This is a genomic window from Bacillus sp. BR3(2024), from assembly GCF_039134555.1.
GTDB lineage: Bacteria > Bacillota > Bacilli > Bacillales > Bacillaceae_G > Bacillus_A > Bacillus_A cereus.
Genome location: NZ_CP152433.1, coordinates 3976762 through 4001240 on the forward strand (window position 1 = coordinate 3976762; position 24479 = coordinate 4001240).

A 24479-nucleotide genomic window follows, 5' to 3' on the forward strand; every position below is an offset into this window, starting at 1 on the left:
TCCTGCACTACCATTATGTATGTAACACTATTAATTATAACAGAATTTCGCAAAAGTTTCGAAATACAAGACAAAAAACAGATGGTTTACATGTCTAGATAACCATCTGCTTTCTATTACTCATTTAACAATACCCAGCGCATATGATCTTCCCACACGCCATTTACCATTAACATCTTCCTAGACACGCCTTCATATTGAAAACCTATCTTCGTTACTACTTGTATAGATGCTAAATTACGAGGCATAATCGGAGCTTCTATACGATGTAACTGAAATTCCCCAAAAGCAACTTGAATTGCTTTTCTAAGCGCTTCTGTCGTATACCCTTTGTTTAACTCTGCTTTATCTAATTTATAACTGAGTACACAAGATTGATAAATGCCACGAACGATTAAATTAAATGAAATACACCCAATTATTTTCGTATCATCACCCTTTTTAAAAATCCATAGTCTGATGATTTTCCCTTCTTCGAACTCTTTTCTATCCTTTTGCAACTTTTTCTTTTGATAATCTAGCGTAAAAAAATCATCCGGTCTATACTCTTCCCAAGCTTTTAAAAATTCACGATTTCTGTCGTAATATTGAAGAACTGTTTCAGCATACGACTCATCAATTTCCCTTAAGTATAAACGATCTGTTTCGTATATTTTCATCATCGTATCTCCATTCTTCAGCTTGCCCAACTAAAAATTAACAATATACCCTTTTACTATATTCTCTATACACACTCAAATTTCCTGTTATATTTTGCAATCCCCTCCCGAATTTTGTCCTCACTCTCCCCTTGTCCATAATTTCATTTCTCGTTACAATGAAATTGTACTGATTTGCAAGGAGGTATAACGATGCATAAAAAAGCTCAAAAAGTTATGGTTTATGTGATGCTGATTTCTATGCTTGTAACAACATTACTTGCTGGCGCGAGTATGTTTTGGTAAAAAGGGCGATGTGTTCGTCCTTTTTTTACTTTTTACACATGACAAAATAAACCATCTCGACATCGAGATGGTTTATTTTATATAAAACACAATCGCTACAATACTAAAGGAAAATGACATTACAAGTGCTATTACAAAACTTGTATATTGTTTCTGCTGAAATGCTCCAATAACAAAAGTTAGATTAAGCAATGCCATACATACAATCGCTACAAGATAAGAACATATATTAAAAGTTGCCAATATGAATGTAATAACAAATAGAAATCCCATAAAAAACTGCATATACGAAAGTTTTGGATTCAAGTACATATGAGCAACCCCTTTATCTAATTTTATCTTTCTATATTCTCATTAACGCACGGTTATGTACACATGTCAAGACAACTTATTATAATAGAAAAAGCCAACCTTTTCGTTGGCTTTTTCATATGCAACGGCTCCTTTTTCTTTTGCCAATTGCTGAAATGATTTTTTCGATTTCACAATCCATACTTTCGTTCCAATTGGAATGCGATCAAACAAATATTCCACATCGTTTTTCTTCATTCTTATACACCCTTGTGAAATATACTTTCCAATTGAACTCGGTTGGTTTGTTCCATGTATTCCATATTTACTTCCATCAGTTCCTCTTGCATTAAATCCAATCCACCTTGACCCAAGTGGATTTTTTGGCGACCCACCTGGAATATCCTTCGCAATATAATACGGATCCTTCGCTTTCATTACAACATCAAAAGTTCCTTCTGGAGTTAATTCATTCGTTTTCCCTGTCGCTACTGGAAAAACCTTTTGAATCTTTCCATCGTCAATGTAAGCTAATTTATTCGTTGCTTTATTTACAATAATAAAAGGATCTCCGGCACGTGGATTATCCCCAAGAGGCCAAATCGGCGATAAAGAAAGACATAATATGATAGAGAGAAGATACGGCATAGATAATTCCTACCTTCTATATAAGTTCTTTTATATTATCCTTTCCCTTAAAGCGACTTTTAATGAGTAAATATTGTTCCATTTCATACACAAGTTGAACAAGTTTCGCACGTATCTCAAATTCTTCGCGTGTAGCTGGTAATGGCATGTCTCTAAATAATCCCCTCATTTCTTGAAGCTGCCTTAAGGAAATAACGCCAGTACTCTCAGGGCTAATAGCATTACCAATGTTTTCAACAACATCTGCAATCATATCAGCTTGTTCATATGTCCATGATAAAGAAGCTGCTAGTGGTATCATTCTCTCTAAAATTTCGAATTGTTGCATACGCATATTAAAATAACGATAGTAATAATCATCTTCTCGCATAAATGCATTCTCAAGTTTTTTAAACGATAAATCTCTTGCTTCATTTAACATATTCTCGGTTTCAATGAGTTCTGCTCCACTCCAACTACTTTCTCGATTTCGTAAATACACAACCATTTCAAACAAAATCGTTTTAAAATTACTCTCTATTTTATCCTGATACTCTTTTAGCTTATTTTCACTACTCGGCATATACATATTTACTAATAACGCCACACTAATCCCTATCGTTAATATAGCAATTTCATTTCCAACTATAAGCCATGTAATTTGCTTCAATGAATATAGATGCATAACAATAACTGAACTCGTGACAATACCTTCTTGAATTTTAAGCATTACTGCAGTCGGAATAAATGTAAGTAACAATATGCTAATTGCAAGTGGTGTATAGCCGATCGTTTCAAAAATACAAAACGCGAATACCATTGATAATACACACGCTAGAAAACGATGTAACGACACTTGAAGCGATTTGCGCTTCGTATTTTGTACACATAAAATAACTAAAATACCTGCTGAACTATAAAATTCTAACCCTAATAACTGAGCAATAAAAACTGCCGCGCCTGTCCCTATTGCTGTTTTTACTGTACGATATCCAATTTTAAACATATCATTACTCCTATATGTATAAACGTATTTACAGCTAGTATAAAAAAAGGATGACACAATGTCATCCTTTTCTACTTATTATTCACATAACCTTTTCATATTACAATATTTTTTGTAAAAATTGTTGCGCACGTTCACTTTTCGGCGCTGCAAAAAATTCTTCTGGCGCACTATCTTCTACAAGCTTTCCTCCGTCCAAGAAAAGAACACGATCTGCCACTTCTTTTGCAAAGCCCATTTCATGTGTAACGATAGCCATCGTCATTCCTGTCGTAACTAACGATTTCATAACTTCTAACACTTCTTTCACCATCTCTGGATCTAGCGCCGATGTCGGTTCATCAAATAACATAACTTCCGGTTCCATTGCTAACGCTCTTGCAATTGCTACACGTTGCTTTTGTCCTCCCGAAAGACGATTTGGATACGTATCTTTTTTATCTACTAATCCAACCTTTTCTAAAAGTTTCTCAGCTTTCTTTTCAGCTTCTTGCTTCGTTATCCCTTTTACATTGATAGGAGCATACGTAATATTTTCTAATACAGTCATATGAGGAAATAAGTGGAAATGTTGAAATACCATACCGACATTTTCACGAACATGCATAACATTCGTTTTCGGATTCGTTACTTCTTCCGTTCCAATCCAAATGTGACCATCCGTTGGTGCTTCTAACATATTCATACAACGTAAAAATGTTGATTTTCCTGATCCAGAAGGTCCTATAATTGCAACTACTTCCCCTTTTTCAATCGTTGTTGTAATTCCTTTTAATACTTCGTTTTTACCAAATGATTTATGAAGGTTTTCAATTTTAATCACTTTTCTTCATTCTCCCTTCAATTGCCTTCCCGACTAATGTAAGAATAATGACTAACATATAATAAATCAGTCCAACAAAAAGTAATGGTTCAAGATATTTAAATGTCTCACCTCCTACAATGTAAGCACGACGCATTAAATCAGTCGCGCCTATTACCGTTACTACAGCCGATTCTTTTGTAAGTGTCGCAAATTCGTTCACAAGCGCTGGTAATATATTTTTTAATGCTTGAGGAAAAATAATATTTCTCATCATTTTTCCGTATGGTACCCCTAAAGCCATTGCTGCTTCTGTTTGTCCTTTATCAACCGCTTGAATACCAGCACGAATTACTTCTGACATGTATGCACCTGAATTCAAGCTAAATGCAAGTACAGCAGCTAAGAATGCTGGTATTTCATAACCAATTATTTGCGGGACACCGAAATAAATAATCATTAATTGCAATACAAGGGGTGTACCACGAAAAATTGATGTATAAAAATCTGCTGCTATATTTAATGCTCGTATTCTAGCAATTTTACAAAGTGCTAATAGCGTTCCTAAAATAAATCCTGCTAAAGCTGATACTGCTACAATTTTCAAAGTAACTTCTAAACCTTTTAGTATATATGGTATCGAAGGCGTAATCGCCGAAAAATCTAAGTTCATTCTTTTCATTCCCCTCACAGAAAAGTGAAAGGCAGCTTATTTTCCGCTGCCAAACCATTTCTTCACTAATTTATCCATTTCTCCATTTTCTTGCATTTTTTTAATTACTTTATTAAATTCAGCTGTTTTATCACTGTTTTTCGGAAGGGCAATTGCTGCTCCAACTTCTTCTGGCGCTTCTTTAATTTCAATTCCTTGTAAATCTTTCATTTTCTCTAAATAATTTTTAGCAACTGTGTCTTCTATAATTGCAGCGTCAAAACGACCAGCTTTAATTTCTTGTACGATTTCTGGTATACGGTCACGTCCCTCAACTTGGAAATCTACTTGTTTTTTAAATTCTGCTGCTTTCTCTTCTTGAATAGACCCTGTTTGTACTCCTACTTTTTTCCCTTTTAAATCCTCTACAGATTTAATGTTAGAATCCTTTTTAGAAACGACCATATTTTTCGCAACAAAATAAATATCTGTAAAATCAACATTATTTTTACGCTCTGCAGTTGGCGTCATGCCTGCCATTACGAAATCAACTTTTCCTGAACTAAGAGATGCTAATAAACCACCAAAATCCATATCTTTCACTTTCACTTCATACCCAAGTTCTTTTCCGATATATTTAGCAACATCAACATCAAAACCAATAATTTCATCGCTCTTTGACGCATCTACATATTCATAAGGTTTATAATCTGCTGAAGTTCCCATTACGAGTACTTTTTTATTTCCTTTTGTTTCTTTCGATTCCCCATTACTACAAGCGCTGAATATACTTACAATTAAAATAAGTGCAAACGATATTGATACTAACTTCTTCATCTTTCTTCCCCCTAATAATGTATATTTAAAAGTTTAATAGAATATTTATTCGATGTTTGTATTGTATCAGCACTTTTATTTTTATGCAATATATAAAATAAAAATAAATAACAAAACAATATAAATGCTATTTTTTATGTATAAAATGATGCATAAAATAACACAACTATGCATATTCCATAAATTTTAATAATAAATAAAAAAGGCGGCACATCCACTTGATTGTGGACGTGCCGCCTTTTCTCTTATTTTTTATAGTTCTTCACAATTCTCTTCAAAATATGATTGTAGTTTCGCAATAACTTGCATCGGTTCATGACCTTCAATTTCATGACGCTCTACCATCGTTACAATTTTTCCATCTTTTAATAAAGCAAATGATGGAGAAGAAGGTGGGTACCCTTCGAAATATTCACGCGCTCTTGCTGTCGCTTCTTTATCTTGACCTGCAAACACCGTTACAAGGTGGTTAGGACGTTTATCATAATGTACGGAATGCGCAGCAGCAGGACGAGCAATACCACCTGCACAACCACATACAGAGTTTACCATTACAAGTGTTGTTCCATTTCTTTTAAACGCTTCTTCTACCGCTTCTGGCGTCGTCAATTCTGTATATCCAGCAGAGACAATCTCTTCACGCGCTTGGCGGACAACATCATTCATAAAAAAGTTAAAATTAATCACTCTTTTCCCTCCTCTAAAACTACCTATTTGTATCTTACCAGTTAATGTTTATGAAATACAAGTAAGTTTACTTGTATTTAAGTATAGAAAAGGTGTTAGAGCTCTTGCTCTAACACCTTTTCTTTAATGACCACGATGTTTTTGCTTTGCTTTTTGTACTTTCATTAAACGTCTTCTTTCTTTTTCAGCTTCTCGCTTTTCTTTAGACTGCACTTTCTTTTCTTGTTTATGCAATTCATAAGATAAACTAATCGCCTCTTGCGCCTTAGTAAAACGTTTAATATTTATTTCTTTTGCTGCTTGTCGTATGATACGCTTTATGTTTTTAGGACGCTGTTTTTCTTTAACTTCTACACCACATTTTGCAAAGTGCTGAAAATGCTCTAAAATTGAACCATTCACAAACATAAGCACTTCTTCATCTGACGGTTCCGCCCCAAAAATATACCTCGCCCCATACAATTTCCCTTGTTCTTTACATGTAATGATTCCAACAAAAAATTGGCCATCGTGATATACTGTCAAATCCATTGACAGCCCCTCCTTTAAAAGATTAGAAATACAGGACATCCCGGAGGGGAAGGTTACTGACATGAAATCATGCGTCTGGACTACCAACCAGAACTGTGTTTTTGTATTTCTTTCACTATGATTATATCTTTTTTTCCATAATCTTCATATATTCAGCAATCATTTTTTTATGCGATCCTACAATATAGTCAGGTAGTTCTGTTACTGAAAAGAATTTAAGCTGAACTGCTTCTTCTTTATTCATAACAAAATCCCCTTCGTATTCATCTGTATAATAGGCGGTTGTTACAGATTGAAATTCATCACCGTTTGCTAATTTTGTAAAGTAGTTCGCTCCAGAAAATACATTGATTAGTCGCAAGTTCTTCACTTTTATTCCTGTCTCTTCATATACTTCACGATAAGCTGTTTCTTCTGGTGATTCACTAAGCTCCATTAGCCCGCCAGGTAGCCCCCATTTTCCGTACGGCTCTGTCCGCTGCTGCAATAAAACATATCCATTTTCATTTATAACGAGTACAACAGCACCAACTAAAATTAAAGGGCGATGACCAACTATTTTTCGTAATTCTTCTACATATCCCACCGTATCGCCTCCTTTTTCGTTGTCCACACTATTGTATCATATGTTCGAAACGACAAAATGCGTATATTTTTCATTTTTTTAACAAAATATTTATTTTATGTGATTCATCTACTGTAGCTAACATAATAGATTCCACTTCTGTACTCTCCTCTAGAAATTCTCGCGCCCAAGCTTCTGTTTTTCCTAATAATGCAAGAACATCTTTCTGTATCCTCCCATCCTTTACTAATACAAAAGAAACTGGAGATTTTTTTCCCGCCACTTTAAGATCAAGCCGCGAAACTGCTTCATATTCTGGATACCGAAATATAGAAACGACACCGTTTGCTTCCCATAATGCTAATTTAATCGTTTGAATATCGCTCACATTTCGCATACGAAGTTCCGAAAACAAATATTCCACGGTAATTCTCGCCTTTTTCAAATTGCTAAAATCAATGGAACCATTATGTATAAGAATGATAGGTGCTGGCTCTAAAAAACGTCTCCATCTATCCCATTTCAGCATTAAAACTGAGCTTATAATATGAAGTACAACGAGTATGAACGTTGTAATCATCGAGCCCAGTAACCCTACTTTTTCATCAGACAATGCGTTAGAAATATTCCCACCAAGCAATAACACTAATACAACATCTAAAAAACGAAGTTGTGCGATAGACCTTTGTCCCATCGCTTTCGCAACTAATATTAAAAATATGTATGCTATAATAGCCCGAATAACCCATTCACTACTAGAAAGATGCCGTGCTCCTTCAAAAATATGCATATGCATCACTTTGCACTCCTTACCCGTCTCAAACTGCTAACCTGTTTTAGTTTGCAACGTTTATGAGCATATATGTAAAAAAGCTGGTTCGTTTAAAAACGAACCAGCTTTTTTTACTTAACTGAAAACATATATTTTTTATACGTTTTCCGTACCGATAGTATGAGCCCCATCATAATCATATTCGAGAATAAGGAACTTCCCCCATACGATAAGAAAGGTAATGCAATACCTTTTACAGGCATTAATCCAACGATCATACCGATGTTTTGGAATATTTGAACTGTTAATATACCGATCGATCCAGCGCATAATAATGTACCAAATAAATTATCAGCGGAATAACCAATAATAATTGTTCGATATAGTAGTAATAGGAACAAGAAGACAACTAAGGCTGCTACGATAAATCCACCTTCTTCGGCAATTGTAGCGAAAATAAAGTCAGTATGCTTCTCTGGGATATAGACGCTTCCTCCCCCAAACCCTTTACCTTCCATTCCTCCACTACCTACAGCTAAAATCGATTGTTGCGTTTGATAACCTTGATCTGCATTTTCAAATGGATTTAACCAACCTACAATACGCGACTGTTGGTGAGGTTTTAGTAAAGTAACTAAATTATTATAGAAAAAATCTTGATACTTAAAGAAAATAAATATTAAAGCAGATAATATGGTCAACGGAATAACTGTACATAATGCTATCAATTTCTTTTGAATACCTGACATAAATAAAATACATGCAATAGCAGCAGCATATAAGAACACCATACCTGTATCAGGTTGACTATATACAACCGCCATAGGTGGAAGTGACACTAGCATAATTTTACCTACTAGCTTTAAATCTGTTTGGAATGTCCTTGCCATATACTGTGCATTATGTTTTACTGCTATACTCGCTACTACAAGTAGCAATGCAATTTTGAAAAACTCAGACGGCTGAATTTGTCCAAATACTGGGAAAACAAACCATCTTTTTGCACCTAATTTTTCAGGTGTAAAACCTGATGGTGGTAATACTTTCAAAAGAATAAGTGAAGCAAACCCAGCAATATAAAGCGGCCAAGATAATTTTTGTAACTGATCTAAATCAATGCTTGCAACAAGAAGTAACAATACAACCCCAATTATGTAGTTAACACCTTGTTTCATAGCAAAGTTTGCAGCTCCATACTGTCCCGTTTGCTGACTGCTATATATAGCAGCTATACTCGTCACACATAGTGCACACAAAATTAAAATTAATTTTACATCTAAACTTTTTAGAAACTCGGTACTTCTTTTCATGACATCCTCCTGAAACATTGTTACGGCAAAAATAAAAAACCAGGAGTCAACATTCTTCATGTTTTGACGACTGATTACACATTATCTATAAAACACTTATATAGAATAACTCTCTTTTTCATACAATACAATATATTATACTACAGTTTCATCAGTAAGATTTGCCAAAAAAATTATTCTTTTCTTATTTTATATCCATATACCATATATCAGCAATGTATTTTCGTAAATTCCTAATACATAATCATTTATTGTAAGATTACTGGGAAAGGTATTTATACATATAGTAGGATGTAGATGAAGAAATAAGATAATAAAAAGCTCGCATAAGCGAGCTTTTTATTAATATACAGATGTATTATTTTCTGACATGTTTTCTAAAATTTCTTTAACACGCCCTAAGAACTTACCACAAATTAAACCATCAAGTACTCGGTGATCAAGTGATAAACATAAGTTAACCATGTCACGAGCACCGAACATACCATTATCCATAATTACTGGGCGCTTTACAATTGATTCAACTTGTAAAATAGCCGCTTGTGGGTAATTAATAATACCCATAGATTGAACAGAACCGAATGATCCTGTGTTATTAATTGTAAATGTTCCACCTTGCATTTCATCTGCTTTTAACGATTTCGTACGTACTTTTCCTGCAAGTTCTGTAATTTCACGAGCGATACCTTTAATTGTTTTCTCGTCCGCTTGCTTAATTACTGGTACAAATAGTTCTTCCTCTGTTGCAACAGCGATAGAAAGGTTAATATCTTTCTTCTGAACAATTTTATCGCCAGCCCACATTGAATTAATTTGAGGATACTCTTTTAACGCTTGTGCTACTGCTTTTACGAAGAAAGCAAAGAACGTTAAGTTAAAGCCTTCACGCTTCTTAAAGTCACCTTTAATTGAGTTACGGTATGACACAAGGTTTGTCACATCTACTTCAATCATCATCCAAGCATGTGGTGCTTCATGTTTACTACGTAACATGTTTGCTGCGATTGCTTTACGCACACCTGTTACTGGAATTTCGATATCTCCAGGCATTGTAGGTACAGAAACTGGTTTCGCAGCTTCTACTTTTTGCGCTACTGGTGCTGCTTTTGGTGCTTCTGGGCGAGCTTCTACTACTGCCGCTACAGCTTCCTCTTTCTTCGCTGCACCTGCTTGCGGAATATTTCCAGATTCCACTAGCTTTAAAATATCTTTACGAGTGATACGGCCGTTTGCTCCCGTACCTTCTACTAGATCTAAATCAACGTTATGCTCACTCGCAAGTTTTAACACAGCTGGTGAAAAACGTGGTTTTCCATCAGTTGGTTGTTTTACTTTCGGTGCTTTTTCAGACGTAGCTACTTCTGCCTTTGGTTCTTCTTTCGTTTTTTCCTCAACAGCTGTTGCTGCTACTTCATCTGCGCCTTCTACTTGAATCACACAAACTACTTCACCTACAGCTAACGTATCACCTTCACCAGCGATTAACTCTTTTACAATCCCCGTGAAAGAAGATGGTACTTCAGCATTTACTTTATCAGTCATTACTTCTGCAAGCGGATCATACTTGTTTACGTGATCGCCAACATTAACGAGCCATTTACTAATTGTGCCCTCTGTAACGCTCTCCCCGAGCTGAGGCATTGTAATATTTTCTACAGCCATGTATAGTCCCCCCGATTAAAATTCCGCAAGTTCACGCATTGCTTTTTCAACTTTATCTGGATTTACCATAAAGAATTTTTCCATTGTTGGTGCATATGGCATTGCTGGAACGTCTGGACCTGCAAGACGTGCGATTGGCGCATCTAAATCAAATAGACAGTTTTCAGCAATAATTGCTGCCACTTCACTCATAATGCTTCCTTCTTTATTGTCTTCTGTTACAAGAAGAACTTTACCTGTTTTAGAAGCTGCTTCAATGATTGCTTCTTTATCTAATGGATATACAGTACGTAAATCAAGAATGTGTGCAGAGATGCCATCTTGTGCTAACTTTTCAGCCGCTTGAAGAGCAAAATGAACACATAATCCGTACGTGATAACTGTAATATCATCACCTTCACGTTTTACATCTGCTTTTCCGATTGGTAATACGTAGTCATCCTCCGGCACTTCACCTTTAATTAAACGATATGCACGTTTATGTTCGAAGAATAATACTGGATCTTCATCACGAATGGCTGCTTTTAATAAGCCTTTTGCATCATATGGTGTAGAAGGGATAACGATTTTTAAACCTGGTTGGTTTGCAAACATCGCTTCTACAGATTGTGAATGATACAATGCACCGTGAACACCCCCGCCAAATGGTGCACGAATTGTAACTGGACAAGTCCAATCATTATTAGAACGATAACGAATTTTTGCTGCCTCAGAAACAATTTGGTTTACTGCTGGCATGATGAAATCAGCAAACTGCATTTCAGCGATTGGACGCATACCATACATTGCCGCACCAATTGCTACCCCAGCAATTGCAGATTCTGCAAGCGGTGCATCAAGCGCACGATCTTCACCAAATTGATCATACAAACCGTGTGTCGCTTTAAACACGCCACCTTTTTTACCAACATCTTCTCCTAAAACGAATACTTTCTCATCGCGTTCCATTTCTTCGCGCATTGCTAATGTAATAGCATCAATATAAGACATTACAGCCATGAAACGTTCCCCCCTATTCTGCGTATACGTGCTTCAATGCATCTTCAGGTGCTGCATACGGAGCATTTTCTGCATATTCTGTTGCTTCATTTACGATATGCATAATTTCGTCTAACATTTGTTTTTCCGATTCCTCAGTTAATACACCAGCTTCTTTTAAATAAGCCGCGAATGTTATAATTGAATCTTTTTTCTTTGCTTCTTCTACTTCTTCTTTATCACGATAAACACGATCATCATCGTCACTAGAATGTGCTGTTAAACGATATGATACTGTTTCAATTAAAGTTGGGCCTTCACCACGACGACCGCGATCTGCTGCTTCTTTTACAGCTTTATATACTGCAAGCGGATCGTTTCCGTCTATTGTATATCCAGGCATACCGTAACCAATCGCACGATCTGATACGTTTTTACATGCTAATTGTTTTTCAACTGGAATAGAGATTGCATATTTGTTATTTTCACACATAAAAATAACAGGTAGTTTGTGTACACCAGCAAAGTTTGCCCCTTCATGGAAGTCACCTTGGTTTGAAGAACCTTCTCCAAATGTAACGAACGTTACTAAATCTTTCTTCTCCATTTTTCCAGCTAATGCAATACCAACTGCATGTGGTACTTGCGTTGTTACTGGAGATGAACCTGTAACAATACGATTTTTCTTTTGACCGAAGTGACCAGGCATTTGACGACCACCAGAGTTTGGATCTCCAGCTTTCGCGAAAGCAGACAACATAAGCTCTTTAGCTGTCATACCAAATGCTAGTACAACACCCATATCACGGTAGTATGGTAATGCATAATCTTTCTCTCTATCAAGAGCGAACGCCGCTCCAACTTGTGCAGCCTCTTGTCCTTGACAAGAAATTACGAATGGAATTTTACCAGCACGGTTTAATAACCACATACGTTCGTCGATTTTACGTGCAAGTAACATCGTACGGAACATTTCTAATACTTGCTCATCACTTAAGCCAAGCTCTTCATGGCGCTTTTCTTTTACTTCTGCCATTTTTCATAACCTCCTAAATCCACATTTTTATGCGTGTAACGCTCTTCCATCTACAGCAAGTGCTGCTTCACCAATCGCCTCAGATAATGATGGATGCGGATGAATTGTATGTGCTACTTCCCAAGGTGTTGCATCAAGTACTCTTGCAAGACCAGCTTCAGAAATCATATCTGTTACATGTGGTCCAATCATATGAACACCAAGAATGTCATTTGTCTCTTCATCAACTACAAGTTTTACGAAACCATCTGATTCTCCGTATACAAGTGCTTTTCCGATTGCGCGGAATGAGAACTTACCTACTTTTAACTTATAGCCTTTTTCTTTTGCTTCTTGTTCTGTTAAACCGACAGAAGCAACTTCTGGACTGCTATATACGCATTTTGATACCATAGAGTAATCAATTGGTGTAACTTCTTTCCCTGCAATATGTTCTACTGCAGCAATTCCTTCATGAGAAGCAACGTGAGCAAGTTGCAGGCCACCGATTACATCTCCAATTGCGTAAATATGCGATTCTTTCGTTTGATAAAACTCATTTGTTTGAATGTATCCTTTTTCCACAACGATATCTGTGTTCTCTAAGCCAATATTTTGCGTATTCGCTTGTCTTCCTACAGATACAAGCATTTTTTCTGCTTTAAATTCTTTATTTTCACCGTTGTGTTCAGCTTGGATTGTTACTCCATTATCTTTTACCAATGTTTCTGGTAATACTTTTGCACCAGTTACCACTTTAATACCTTTTTTCTTGAATAGACGTTGCATTTCTTTTGAAACGTCTTGATCTTCTAGTGGTAATATCGTTTTCGCATACTCTAATACTGTAACTTCTACACCGAAGTCAGCAAGCATAGATGCCCACTCAATACCGATTACACCGCCACCAACGATAATAATCGAACTAGGAAGCGTTTCCATTTTTAGAGCATGATCTGAAGACATTACGTACTCTCCATCTAATTCTAAACCTGGTAATGAATTTGGACGAGAACCTGTTGCAATAAGTACATTTTTTGGAATTAACATTTCATTCTCTTCTCCACTTGCAAGTTCAACTGAAATTGTCCCTGGCATCGGAGAGAAAATAGATGGGCCAAGAATACGGCCAATACCTTCAAACACATCAATTTTACCTTGTTTCATTAAATGTTGAACGCCTTTATGAAGCTGCGTTACTATCTTCTCTTTACGCTCTTGTACTTTCGCAAAGTTTAGTTCTACATTGCTTGCAATAACTCCGAACTCTTCGCTTTTTTTAGCAGTTGCATATACTTCCGCACTACGTAAAAGAGCTTTACTAGGAATACATCCTTTGTGTAAACAAGTACCACCAAGATTTTCTTTTTCGACTAGTGCAGTTTTTAACCCTAGTTGTGATGCACGAATTGCAGCAACATATCCACCAGTACCGCCGCCAACGATGACTAAATCATATTCTTTTGCCATTATCTCAACCCCTAGCTACCGTTTCTTTTTCACGTACAACGTATTCTTTTGGAGCTTCTTCTTCACGTAATACACGAAGTGCTCCTTCTGCTAACGCTTCTAACTCATCTTCGCCTGGATGTACGATAACATCTGCAATCCAGTCCACTCGCTCTTTTATTTCATCGACAAGAATTTTACTGTATGCCAGTCCACCAGTTAATACGATTGCATCGATTTTCCCGTGAAGTACAGCGCTAGCTCCGCCAATCTCTTTTGCAACTTGATATGCCATTGCTTTATAAATAAGAGTTGCTTCAGGATCACCTTTTTCAACCATTTGCTCTACTTTAATCGCATCATTTGTACCGATTAAACTTACAAGTCCACCTTGTCCGACAAGTTTTTTAATCATTTCATCACGGTAATACTCACCAGAGAAACACATTTCTACTAGTTGCCCTACTGGTACTGTACCAGCGCGCTCTGGACTAAATGGTCCTTCTCCGTTTAAACCGTTATTCACATCGATTACTCTTCCTTTTTTATGAGCACCAACTGTAATACCGCCACCCATATGTGTAACTAATAAATTTAAATCCTCGTATTTGTGATTTAACTGTTCAGCTACTTTACGAGCAACTGCTTTTTGATTTAATGCATGGAAGATACTTTTGCGTTCCATACCAACAATGCCACTTATACGAGCAACCGGCTCCATCTCATCTACAACGACAGGATCTACAATGAATGCAGGAATGTTTAATCCAGAAGCAATTTCATATGCTAAAATGCCTCCAAGGTTTGAAGCGTGATGACCACTAAAGCCATTTTTCAAATCTTCTAACATCGCATCGTTTACTGTATACGTACCGCCTTCGATTGGACGAAGTAATCCACCACGCCCACAAACAGCGTTTAATTTTGAAATGTTAATACCATGAGAATGTAGAACTTCTAAAATCGTTTCTTTTCGAAACTCATATTGGTCGATAATTCTCTTATATTTTCCAATCTGTTCTACGTCATGACGAATCGTTTCTTCTAGAACGGGTCTTTCATTATCAAAAACACCAATTTTTGTGGATGTACTACCTGGGTTAATAACAAGAATTCGATTTACAGACAATGTTGCTACCTCCACTAATAAATTCAAAAGGAAGTGGAAACCTCATAAGAGGTAACCACACCTTTTGTAAAAGTTATATATGAATGATTAGCGACGGCTAATAATATCGTGACCGTTGCGTAAGTAAGTGCTACGAGAATTCTTCAAGCTTGCAATGCGCTCTTCAGCTAGACGATCTGCCGCTACATAAGTTGCTATGCCATCGCGTTTTGAAATTTCGATTACTTTTGCAATCGTGTCATAAATAGACTCAACACGTTTTAGTGCACGTTCTCTATTGTATCCATATAATTCGTCTGCTACGTTAATTACGCCACCTGCATTAATTACATAATCTGGTGCGTATACAATACCCATTTCATGAATGATGTCACCATGACGATCTTCTTTTAATTGGTTATTTGCAGAACCTGCGATTACTTTTGCTTTAAGTTGTGGAATAGTTTCATCATTAACTGTTGCGCCTAGTGCACATGGTGCGTAAATATCGCATTCAACACCGTAAATTTCATTTGGTTCAACTGCTGATGCACCGAATTCTTCTACAGCACGTTGTACAGCTTCTTTATTAATATCTGTAACGATTAATTTTGCTCCTTCAGCGTGTAAATGTTTGCATAGGTGATATGCTACGTTACCAACGCCTTGAACAGCAATTACTTTTCCTTCTAAATTGTCAGTACCGAAAGCTTCTTTTGCAGCTGCTTTCATACCACGGTAAACACCGTATGCAGTTACCGGAGATGGGTTACCAGAAGAACCGAATGATGGTGAGATACCTGTTACAAAGTCAGTTTCTTCATGGATAATATCCATATCATCTACTGTTGTACCAACATCTTCAGCTGTAATGTAACGTCCGTTTAGTCCTTGGATATAACGTCCTAGTGCACGGAACATTGCTTCGCTCTTATCTTTACGAGGATCACCGATAATTACTGTTTTCGCACCACCTAAGTTTAAACCAGCTGCTGCGTTTTTGTATGTCATCCCTTTTGCAAGACGCAATGCATCTTCAATCGCCGCTTCTTCAGAATCATATGTCCACATTCTTGTTCCACCAAGAGCCGGTCCAAGTGTTGTATCATGAATTGCAATAATTGCTTTTAAACCAGATTCTTTATCTTGACAAAATACTACTTGCTCATAATCATATTTTTCTAAGTATTCGAAGATTTCTAATGTCATTGTCGTTTCCCCCTAATGTTTTACCCTTTTTGGTTTATTTTGAAGCAGTCGCAACTGCCAATACTAATGAATATACTTTTGTTTCTGCTGAATCAGCACGAGATGTTAAAACAATCGGTGCTTTTGCGCCAGCAATCAATGCTCCTACTTTTGCATCCGCAAAGTATACGAGTGATTTATATAGCACATTTCCAGCTTCAATCGTTGGGACGAGTAAAATATCTGCCTTACCTGCTACATCACTTACTATGCCTTTATGCTCTGCTGCAATTTGTGATACTGCATTATCTAAAGCAAGTGGTCCATCAACGATACAATCTTTAATTTGTCCGCGGCGATTCATTTGTGTTAACATCGCTGCATCAATTGTCGCCTGCATCGCTGGATTCACAACTTCTACTGCTGCAATTGGTGCCACTTTTGGCAAGTCGATTCCTATTGCCCGGGCAACTTCTACAGTATTTTGTATAATAGCAGCTTTTTGTGTTACATCAGGTGCGATGTTCATCGCTGCATCTGTAACGAAAATAAGACGATCGTAATTTGGAACTTCAAATGCTGCTACATGTGAAAGTACGCTACCTTTACGTAGGCCCCACTCTTTGTTTAACACAGCCTTCAAAATATTCGCTGTTGGGATGTTCCCCTTCATAAGCACGTCTGCTTCACCATTTCTCACAGCTTTAACAGAAAGTTCTGCAGCCTCTGCACTAGACATTGCTGCAATCACTTCAACATGTTCTGAAGTTTGTAAACCATGTTCTTGTAGCATCCCCATTATTTTTTCTTGATTTCCATATAGACGAAATTGAGCTAACTGTAATTTAATTGCTTTCGCTACAGCTTCAATTACTTCATGATCTTCAGCTACTGCTACAGCTACAGTTTTTTTAGGCTGCCCTGCTGCTTGATCAATTAAGTATTCTAACTTCATATTTTGTAATCAACCCTTTCCGTCGTCCCTCGTCTATTTATAAAGCAAATACCGTGCCAACTTTTAAAAGTGGTCTTACCAATAATGAAAACGCATTCAAAATGCAGTAAAATCAATACTTTGGAAAATAACAAAAGATTCTGTCTTATTTTGTCACTTTTTGTATACCATGCAATAAATTGCACGGTACGCAATTTATTGCATGCTATTTTTTGCATGGTCATACTTTTCTAGCTTGTAATATAAATTTCGAACGGAAATTCCTAACGCTTTTGCAGTTTGCGTTTTATTCCCATCAAATCTCTCCAAATATTCATGAATAATATTCCCTTCAAACTCTGTCACTAAATGTTCAAGTGGCTTTTCTTCTAATTCAGGTAATAAATGAGATTGCTTTGACTCCACCTGCTCTTCGTTATGTAATGGCGGTAAATGGTGTACATCAATATAGGTCTCGTTATAATTCATAAAGATAATAGCTCTTCCCAGAATATTTTCAAGTTCCCTCACATTCCCTGGCCATTCGTATGATTGTAAATATAAAATGGCTGAATCAGTGAGCCCTTCTACATTACGACCGTAATCTTGATTAATTTTTTGAATCAATCTGTCCGCAATTGTCGGTATATCTCCTTTACGTTGACGAAGAGATGGAATTTGAATTGGGATTTTATTTAATCGATAATATAAATCCTCCCTAAACTTCCCTTCTAGAATAGCCTTTTCTAAATTCACATGCGTCGCTGCAATTACTCGAACATTAATAGGTATCGCTTTCGTTCCACCAACTTTTACAATTTCTTTTTCCTGCAGTACACGAAGGAGTTTCGCTTGTGTATTTGCAGATAACTCCCCTATTTCATCTAAAAAAATACTACCGTTATTTGCTTCCTCAAAGAACCCACGTTTCCCGCCTCTTTTCGCTCCAGAAAACGCCCCTTCCTCATAACCAAATAATTCACTTTCTAACAACGTCTCCGAAATGGCCGCACAGTTTACACGGACGAACTTATTGTATTTTCGATTACTTCCATTATGGATTGCATGTGCAAACAATTCTTTACCAGTCCCAGATTCACCGCGTAACAGTACTGTTGCTGGTGTATTTGCTCCTAGCTTCGCCTGTTCGATAGCTGCCGTTGTTTCATCTGAATTCCCGACAATATCATCAAATGAATATTTCGCTTCTAATGTGCGAATAATTTGCCTTGCTCTATTCAATTCATTTGTTAACTTTTGAATTTCCGACACGTCACGGATAACGCCGACGCTTCCTTTCAATATTCCATCCACAATGACTGGTGCCACGTTTACAATTACATCGCGCTTTTTTTGCCCAATCTTCATATGTATTCCGCGCACCGCACGACGCGTTCGAAGTACTTTCATATGCATACTTTCGCCTTCTACAATATCAGTTGTAGCAGGCTTCCCAATAATATCTTCTTCTGTTAAACCCGTTAATTTCGTATATGCCGGGTTAATGACTAAACCTCTTCCTTTTTCATCCACAACCGAAATTGCTTCTTCAGATGAGTTAATAATTGCCTCTAATAGTGTTTGAATCTCCTTTAAATCTGTAACTTCTTCCGCTAAATCTACAACTTCTGTTATATCTTTAAAAATTGCAAATGCCCCTTGTACCTCTCCGCCCTCTTTTAATATCGGTATACGCGTTGTAATAATTTTCTTTCCATTCTCTAATGTTAGTTCATAATTTACTTCTATTTGTTTCGTACGTATAATGCGAAGTAATTTACTAGTTGGAATGACTTCTAAAATATATTTTCCTATCGCCTCTTCTTTTTTATAGCCGATAATACGCTCTGCACTTTTATTAAAAAGACGAACTTGTCCCTCTCGATCAATTACGATCATGCCGTCATGTGTAGAATTTAAAATTAATTCTCCTTGTTGCGTTTGTTCCTCTAATCGCCCAATTAGCCCTTCCTTCTCATGCGCTAATCCTGTAACAATTTTTGCGATATCACCTGGTATAAGAAGAGTGTCTTTTTTCTTTTTTTCCAATAAAACCTTATGCACATCATCTTCACCTGTCATATCAAATATTACATCGATATGCATAGAAAGAAATGGAGTTACACTTTCTCCAATTGCAATCCCGTATTCCTTAGCAATTTGTAGTCCTTTTGCCAACGGATTTATATCAATAATCCCTATAATTTGAAATATATTCGAACTTTGTAACAGATTCAGCAGTGCGCTCCCGCCTTCACCTGCACCAACAATTAATACTTTTTGTTTCATATATCCCACTTCCTCTCGAAGTAACTCTGCAAATTTTTTCACACCTTTATCTTACTCGTTCAGCACCCTCTTGACAAACCCCCTTTCCTTATAACATCATTAAAATATACAAAATAATCTGAAAAGGAGCGTTGTGTATGCAGCGTTACGTTGCTCTACTATTAGCACTCATCCCTATTTCATTAGCTGTGTTTGGTATAAAGTTAATGAGAGATACTGTATTCGGGATTCTATTTCCACCAATCTCTATACTGTGGTTACAATTTTTAATCGGCGCTCTCTGCTTCGGGCTCGGGTTTTATATCTTCGGTGGCTTCGTCTTGCACCGAGACCGTAAACGAAATAAAGTACAAGCTCGCTTTAGAAGATAGGAATGCCCCACTATTTATAAATAAAAAAATGAGACCGTTACACGCGGTCTCATTTTTTTATTGGCATTAACGTTCTGGCCGTTTCAGGGTAATCAGTAATAATCGCCGATATATTCATATCAAAATATTTACGCATAAGCGTTTCTTCATTAATTGTATAAGGGCGAACCTCTACACCACTTTCCATCGTTAGTTCGGCAATAGCATCTTGAAGGTAACGATAATTCGGATGTACTGCTGTAGCCCCCATTTTTTTCGCGTATGCCCACGGACTATGCAAACCTTCGCGATATAAAATTGCTGTTTGAATATCAGGAGCCATCATATGGCACCGTTTCATACTGTAGTGATTAAACGAAGAAAATATAACACGATCCTCTAGACTAAATTTCCGTACAAGCGTTATAACTTCTTCCTCTAAACCTCTGTATGGAATTTTATTATTTTTAAGTTCAATATTAAGTAGCAAACTCGTTTGTGCAAGCCATTCTAATACCTCTTCTAAAAGTGGTATTTTACAAAAACCTACTTTATCACCAAATTTATAACTTGCATCTAACTTGCATAAGTCCTCATATACATAATTCCGAACCGCACCTTTTCCATTTGTTGTCCGGTCCACCGTTTCATCATGAATGACGACAACTTTTCCATCTTTCGTTAATTGAACATCAAGTTCAATTCCATCCACTCTAAAAGACTCAGCCGCTTCAAATGAAATCATTGTATTTTCTGGGTACGTTCCAGCCGCACCACGATGTGCAAATATAAGAGTCATCCTCACTCCCCCAATCTTATGCTATACTATACGAAAAAGGAGGTACTTCTATGAGACCATTACAAATCTCTCCAGATACTGCAGTCCGCTTATCAAAAGCACTAGGTGTTCCACTTGAACAGCTCATGCATATGCCGCAGCACATTTTAATTCAAAAGCTAGTTGAATTAGAAAAACAAAATAAAGACGAAGAATAATACAGTCCTGTTTTGCAGGACTTTTTATTATTTTCTATTATATCACGGATGCCTTTCCTACTAAAATCCTTTAACAGATGTACTACGATGTGATTTAGCCGTTCCTTCATCATTTAATAATGAATCACATCTTTTCTTTTTTTGTTACACGTCATAAAGAAAGCAGACCGTTTATTTATAAGTCCCATTACGTCCTTAAAACACGATAATAAAAAAACTAGAGAAGTCCTTTATATTATTTTTTATTGAACGTGCGGAGCATCCCCTGATTCGTATAGTTCTTTCGCTTTTTCCTCCCCGAATGTAGTTAAAATATAATGTTGCTCTTCTAACGCATCCATTGCTCTAGTTACTTTACAAACGCTATCTTCTTGAGCATCCGAGAAATAATTGTGACCTTCTACAATTTTACTAAAATCTTTTTTCGCCCATCTATCAGCAATTGCTAAAAGTTCATTTTTCTTCGTAAAGCTACTCTTATTTATAATTTCTTTTAATTTTTTAGCATTACTTTGAATCATTGGGATAGAGCCCGATTTTCGTTCTGCCACCACTTTTTGATGAGTCATGCGATGCATCGCTGTAATGACTTCGCTTTCAGTAGAATTTTCAGTAACATACACATCAACAAAGACCCCATCCACCTCTCTACCTACTATTGTTTGGTCTTCTTTTTATCTATTTGAGCGCTCACTTCTTTATCTACTGGATTATCTGCAAGTTCTAACATTCCAAATGTAACTGCAATAGCAGGAACTCCCATAGCTGCTACTATTCCTAGCCAAGTTGAAATTTTATTTTCCATTCCCCTTCTCCCTATCTATATCTATTTTATTGCCTTATAAAAAACTCACTTACATGTAATATTACTGAAAATAGGATTTATTTTCCACACTATCAAATAATCTCTTTTTCTCAACAAAATAAAAAGACCAACGAATTATAACATTCATTGGTCTTTCATTAAAAAGTTTATTGGCTTTAAAATTAACATCGAGCATAGCGTTCCAGCATACATCGGTTTTACTAAAACGAAAACCCATTGCTACTTCTACTCTCAGCTAGCTTTATGTTCAAGTCTCAGCTTATCCGCAACCATTGCGATAAACTCAGAGTTCGTAGGTTTTGCTTTTGACATGGATACTGTATAACCGAATAAGGACGAAATAGAATCAATATTCCCACGGCTCCAAGCTACTTCAATCGCGTGACGAATTGCGCGCTCCACACGGCTTGCTGTTGTATTATATTTCTTTGCGATATCTGGATACAATACTTTCGTAATCGATCCTAATAATTCGATATCGTTGTATACCATGGAGATTGCTTCTCGTAAATACATATATCCTTTAATATGAGCGGGTACACCAATTTCATGAATGATACTCGTAATACTCGCATCTAAGTTTTTCGGTTTTCCATCTACTGTTGTTGCTGATCGGAATGATGGTAGTGGACGTTTAATCATAGCATTTGCTTTACCACTCACTTGACGAATATGACTCGTTAAATTCTCCATATCAAATGGTTTTAATATGAAATATGAGGCACCTAAGTCAACTGCTTTTTTCGTCACATCTTCTTGGCCAAATGCTGTCAACATAATTACGCTAGGCTGTTTTAACCTTTCAATATGTCGCATTTTCTCCAATACAGCTAAACCATCTAAGTGTGGCATAATAATGTCTAAAACGAGTACATCAGGTTGCTTATCTGTTAATAAGTTTAAACACTCTTGACCATTATAAGCAGTACCGATTACTTCCATATCATCTTGAGCGGCTACATAGCTCTCTAACATTGATACTAGTTCTTTATTATCATCCACAAGACATACTTTAATTTTCTCCACAGCTTTTCCTCCCTTACCGAATCGATTCTCCGACATGTGTATCCTTCTAGGCTACATGAATTGTTCGACAATTGTGTGAAAATTCCCTTTTAAAGTTTCTTACTTTCCGATAAAATCACAAAAAAATATGTTTATCGTTCATTTATTCCCTTTCGCAACACATTCCATCATAGAAATACAACGAAACGTTCAACCCTTTCCTTTTATTTTACAACAAAAAACACCTCTTGCGGAGCTTTTACAAAATTTCAACGAATTTTTCAACAGAAAAAGCGAGCTAATAATATATATTAGCTCGCTTTTTTCTCTTGATCATAAATATTAATTCCAGCTTGATGTAACATCCATTCAATATGAACACCATATCCTGATGTTGGATCATTTACAAATACATGTGTAACAGCACCAATTACTTTTCCATTTTGTACAATTGGACTTCCGCTCATTCCTTGTACGATACCGCCCGTTTTCGCTAATAGACGTTTATCTGTTACTTTTATTACCATACCCTTTGTGGCTGGGAATTTTTGCTGCACTGTACTAACGACTTCAATATCAAACGCTTCTACTTTATCTTGATCAATAACTGTTAATATTTTTGCCGGTCCTTCTTTTACTTGATGAGATAATGCGATAGGCATTGCTTTATCCATTATACCGTTTTTCATATTCGTATTTAATTTTCCAAAAATACCATATGGACTATTAATTGTAATATTGCCAATCACTTCACGGTCTGGTGAGAATCTTGCTAATTTCTCCCCTGGATTCCCATGACTACCTCTTTCAATTGATGTAACTGTCGAGCGCATAATTTGTCCATCTTCGACTTGAATCGGCTTTTTCGTATCATTATCAGAAATAACATGACCAAGTGCCCCATATTTCATAGAATCTGGATGAACAAATGTCATCGTTCCAATTCCAGCTGCCGAATCACGGATATACAAGCCAATTCGATAAGACGATTCACCGTTGTCTTTTTGTGGAGTTAGCTTCGTACGAATATATTTTCCATCTCTTAACAATACAAGATTAAGCGGTTCACCTGTTTCTCCACTATTATGAATAAACGGTGCTACATCACTCATTCTTTCAATTGTTTTACCATTAATTTCAGTAATCATATCTCCAATTTGTACACCTGCTGTTTCACCAGGAGATATTTTACCTTTTTCAGTTTGAATTAAATGATGGCCTACAACAAGTACACCTTTTGTATTTAATTTCACACCAATTGATTGTCCACCTGGAATCACTTTAAAATCTTTTAACACTTTCACATTTACTTTTTTTACTGGAAAACCAGCAAGCTGAAATACCATATCAGCTTCACCATTTTGATGAGAATTTACCATAAGTCCTTGTTTTTGTTCATTCGAACTCACTGTAAATACATGACGATTTGTGGATGAAGCTTTGAAAACTGGTAATGATGATATTTCTGATTGTTGTCCTTCAAAAACAACAAGTTGTTTCGGTGATGAAATAAACGTTCGAAGCGGTTTAAAACATCCAATAAAAACTAAAGAAACAAGGAGACAAAGACCTATTATTTTTCGAAATTTTTCTAATTTCAACTTGTTCACTCTCCTCGCTCCTACCCCACATTCAGCCTCTTGGCTTCACTTTTT

26 protein-coding genes and 1 pseudogene are annotated in these 24479 nt (G+C 36.5%); 3 read left to right on the forward strand and 24 right to left on the reverse strand.

Annotation, left to right across the window (positions count from 1 at the left end; genetic code table 11):
* Positions 1-116: 116 nt before the first annotated feature.
* Positions 117-662 (reverse strand): GNAT family protein, encoded by a 546-nt coding sequence (locus V7S45_RS20340; RefSeq protein ID WP_001987197.1) that lies wholly within the window; start codon positions 660-662, stop codon positions 117-119.
* 189 nt (positions 663-851) lie between these two features.
* Here V7S45_RS20340 and prli42 point away from each other — a divergent pair, with 189 nt between their 5' ends.
* On the forward strand, positions 852-944 hold the full coding sequence (prli42, locus tag V7S45_RS20345; RefSeq protein WP_000549040.1) for a stressosome-associated protein Prli42: 93 nt from the start codon (positions 852-854) through the stop codon (positions 942-944).
* A 72-nt stretch (positions 945-1016) separates the two neighbouring features.
* Here prli42 and V7S45_RS20350 read toward each other — a convergent pair whose 3' ends face one another.
* The 19 genes from V7S45_RS20350 to V7S45_RS20440 form a co-directional block, all read right to left on the reverse strand.
* Positions 1017-1256: a DUF3894 domain-containing protein gene (locus tag V7S45_RS20350; RefSeq protein WP_000281167.1), complete on the reverse strand. Its 240-nt coding sequence runs from the start codon at positions 1254-1256 to the stop codon at positions 1017-1019.
* 66 nt (positions 1257-1322) lie between these two features.
* Positions 1323-1883: a L,D-transpeptidase gene (locus tag V7S45_RS20355; protein WP_001146566.1), complete on the reverse strand. Its 561-nt coding sequence runs from the start codon at positions 1881-1883 to the stop codon at positions 1323-1325.
* Positions 1884-1899: 16 nt separating this feature from the next.
* Positions 1900-2868, reverse strand: a complete 969-nt coding sequence (locus tag V7S45_RS20360; protein ID WP_000472673.1) for an aromatic acid exporter family protein — start codon at positions 2866-2868, stop codon at positions 1900-1902.
* A 100-nt stretch (positions 2869-2968) separates the two neighbouring features.
* On the reverse strand, positions 2969-3691 hold the full coding sequence (locus tag V7S45_RS20365) for an amino acid ABC transporter ATP-binding protein (RefSeq protein ID WP_000590200.1): 723 nt from the start codon (positions 3689-3691) through the stop codon (positions 2969-2971).
* Positions 3684-4343 carry an amino acid ABC transporter permease gene (locus V7S45_RS20370; RefSeq protein WP_001046916.1) on the reverse strand — a complete coding sequence of 220 codons (660 nt, stop codon included), beginning with the start codon at positions 4341-4343 and terminating at the stop codon, positions 3684-3686. The genes V7S45_RS20365 and V7S45_RS20370 overlap by 8 nt, the downstream gene beginning before the upstream one ends.
* A gap of 36 nt (positions 4344-4379) precedes the next feature.
* Entirely contained in the window at positions 4380-5159 is a 780-nt protein-coding gene (locus V7S45_RS20375) for a transporter substrate-binding domain-containing protein (RefSeq protein WP_000737673.1), read from the reverse strand.
* A gap of 252 nt (positions 5160-5411) precedes the next feature.
* The gene (locus V7S45_RS20380) at positions 5412-5825 is read right to left on the reverse strand and encodes a BrxA/BrxB family bacilliredoxin (protein WP_001979317.1); all 414 of its coding nucleotides are present in this window, start codon (positions 5823-5825) and stop codon (positions 5412-5414) included.
* Positions 5826-5969: 144 nt separating this feature from the next.
* Positions 5970-6377 (reverse strand): YjdF family protein, encoded by a 408-nt coding sequence (locus V7S45_RS20385; RefSeq protein ID WP_089607619.1) that lies wholly within the window; start codon positions 6375-6377, stop codon positions 5970-5972.
* A gap of 121 nt (positions 6378-6498) precedes the next feature.
* On the reverse strand, positions 6499-6963 hold the full coding sequence (locus V7S45_RS20390) for an NUDIX hydrolase (RefSeq protein ID WP_000542551.1): 465 nt from the start codon (positions 6961-6963) through the stop codon (positions 6499-6501).
* A gap of 70 nt (positions 6964-7033) precedes the next feature.
* Positions 7034-7738 (reverse strand): YetF domain-containing protein, encoded by a 705-nt coding sequence (locus V7S45_RS20395; protein ID WP_000550974.1) that lies wholly within the window; start codon positions 7736-7738, stop codon positions 7034-7036.
* Between the two features lie 107 nt (positions 7739-7845).
* Entirely contained in the window at positions 7846-9024 is a 1179-nt protein-coding gene (locus tag V7S45_RS20400) for an FtsW/RodA/SpoVE family cell cycle protein (RefSeq protein WP_000831181.1), read from the reverse strand.
* 342 nt (positions 9025-9366) lie between these two features.
* Positions 9367-10686 carry a dihydrolipoamide acetyltransferase family protein gene (locus V7S45_RS20405; protein WP_089607620.1) on the reverse strand — a complete coding sequence of 440 codons (1320 nt, stop codon included), beginning with the start codon at positions 10684-10686 and terminating at the stop codon, positions 9367-9369.
* Positions 10687-10701: 15 nt separating this feature from the next.
* Positions 10702-11685, reverse strand: a complete 984-nt coding sequence (bfmBAB, locus tag V7S45_RS20410; RefSeq protein WP_000290071.1) for a 3-methyl-2-oxobutanoate dehydrogenase subunit beta — start codon at positions 11683-11685, stop codon at positions 10702-10704.
* A 13-nt stretch (positions 11686-11698) separates the two neighbouring features.
* A complete protein-coding gene (gene bfmBAA, locus V7S45_RS20415) occupies positions 11699-12700 on the reverse strand; it encodes a 3-methyl-2-oxobutanoate dehydrogenase subunit alpha (protein ID WP_000852551.1) in 1002 nt (333 codons plus the stop codon).
* Positions 12701-12727: 27 nt separating this feature from the next.
* Complete coding sequence (gene lpdA / locus V7S45_RS20420; RefSeq protein ID WP_001051289.1) at positions 12728-14149, reverse strand: dihydrolipoyl dehydrogenase; 1422 nt, start codon at positions 14147-14149, stop codon at positions 12728-12730.
* Between the two features lie 4 nt (positions 14150-14153).
* Entirely contained in the window at positions 14154-15257 is a 1104-nt protein-coding gene (buk, locus tag V7S45_RS20425; protein ID WP_089607621.1) for a butyrate kinase, read from the reverse strand.
* A gap of 87 nt (positions 15258-15344) precedes the next feature.
* On the reverse strand, positions 15345-16445 hold the full coding sequence (locus V7S45_RS20430) for a leucine dehydrogenase (protein ID WP_000171355.1): 1101 nt from the start codon (positions 16443-16445) through the stop codon (positions 15345-15347).
* A 34-nt stretch (positions 16446-16479) separates the two neighbouring features.
* Positions 16480-17379, reverse strand: coding sequence for a phosphate butyryltransferase (gene yqiS / locus V7S45_RS20435; protein ID WP_342761464.1), 900 nt, complete (start codon positions 17377-17379; stop codon positions 16480-16482).
* Between the two features lie 195 nt (positions 17380-17574).
* Positions 17575-19647 carry a sigma-54-dependent Fis family transcriptional regulator gene (locus V7S45_RS20440; RefSeq protein WP_033666632.1) on the reverse strand — a complete coding sequence of 691 codons (2073 nt, stop codon included), beginning with the start codon at positions 19645-19647 and terminating at the stop codon, positions 17575-17577.
* A gap of 137 nt (positions 19648-19784) precedes the next feature.
* On the opposite strand from V7S45_RS20440, the gene V7S45_RS20445 reads away from it, so the two are divergent.
* Positions 19785-20018: a DUF2627 domain-containing protein gene (locus tag V7S45_RS20445; RefSeq protein WP_001190211.1), complete on the forward strand. Its 234-nt coding sequence runs from the start codon at positions 19785-19787 to the stop codon at positions 20016-20018.
* Positions 20019-20067: 49 nt separating this feature from the next.
* Here V7S45_RS20445 and V7S45_RS20450 read toward each other — a convergent pair whose 3' ends face one another.
* A complete protein-coding gene (locus V7S45_RS20450) occupies positions 20068-20796 on the reverse strand; it encodes a glycerophosphodiester phosphodiesterase (RefSeq protein WP_089607623.1) in 729 nt (242 codons plus the stop codon).
* Between the two features lie 50 nt (positions 20797-20846).
* Here V7S45_RS20450 and V7S45_RS20455 point away from each other — a divergent pair, with 50 nt between their 5' ends.
* Positions 20847-20993 (forward strand): YycC family protein, encoded by a 147-nt coding sequence (locus tag V7S45_RS20455; protein WP_001247671.1) that lies wholly within the window; start codon positions 20847-20849, stop codon positions 20991-20993.
* A 242-nt stretch (positions 20994-21235) separates the two neighbouring features.
* Here V7S45_RS20455 and V7S45_RS20460 read toward each other — a convergent pair.
* From V7S45_RS20460 to spoIVB, 3 genes and pseudogenes are all read right to left on the reverse strand, one after another.
* Positions 21236-21798: pseudogene (locus V7S45_RS20460) on the reverse strand (PRK06770 family protein).
* 252 nt (positions 21799-22050) lie between these two features.
* Complete coding sequence (gene spo0A / locus V7S45_RS20465; RefSeq protein ID WP_011110369.1) at positions 22051-22845, reverse strand: sporulation transcription factor Spo0A; 795 nt, start codon at positions 22843-22845, stop codon at positions 22051-22053.
* 290 nt (positions 22846-23135) lie between these two features.
* The gene (gene spoIVB / locus V7S45_RS20470) at positions 23136-24434 is read right to left on the reverse strand and encodes a SpoIVB peptidase (protein ID WP_002000940.1); all 1299 of its coding nucleotides are present in this window, start codon (positions 24432-24434) and stop codon (positions 23136-23138) included.
* Positions 24435-24479 lie beyond the last annotated feature (45 nt).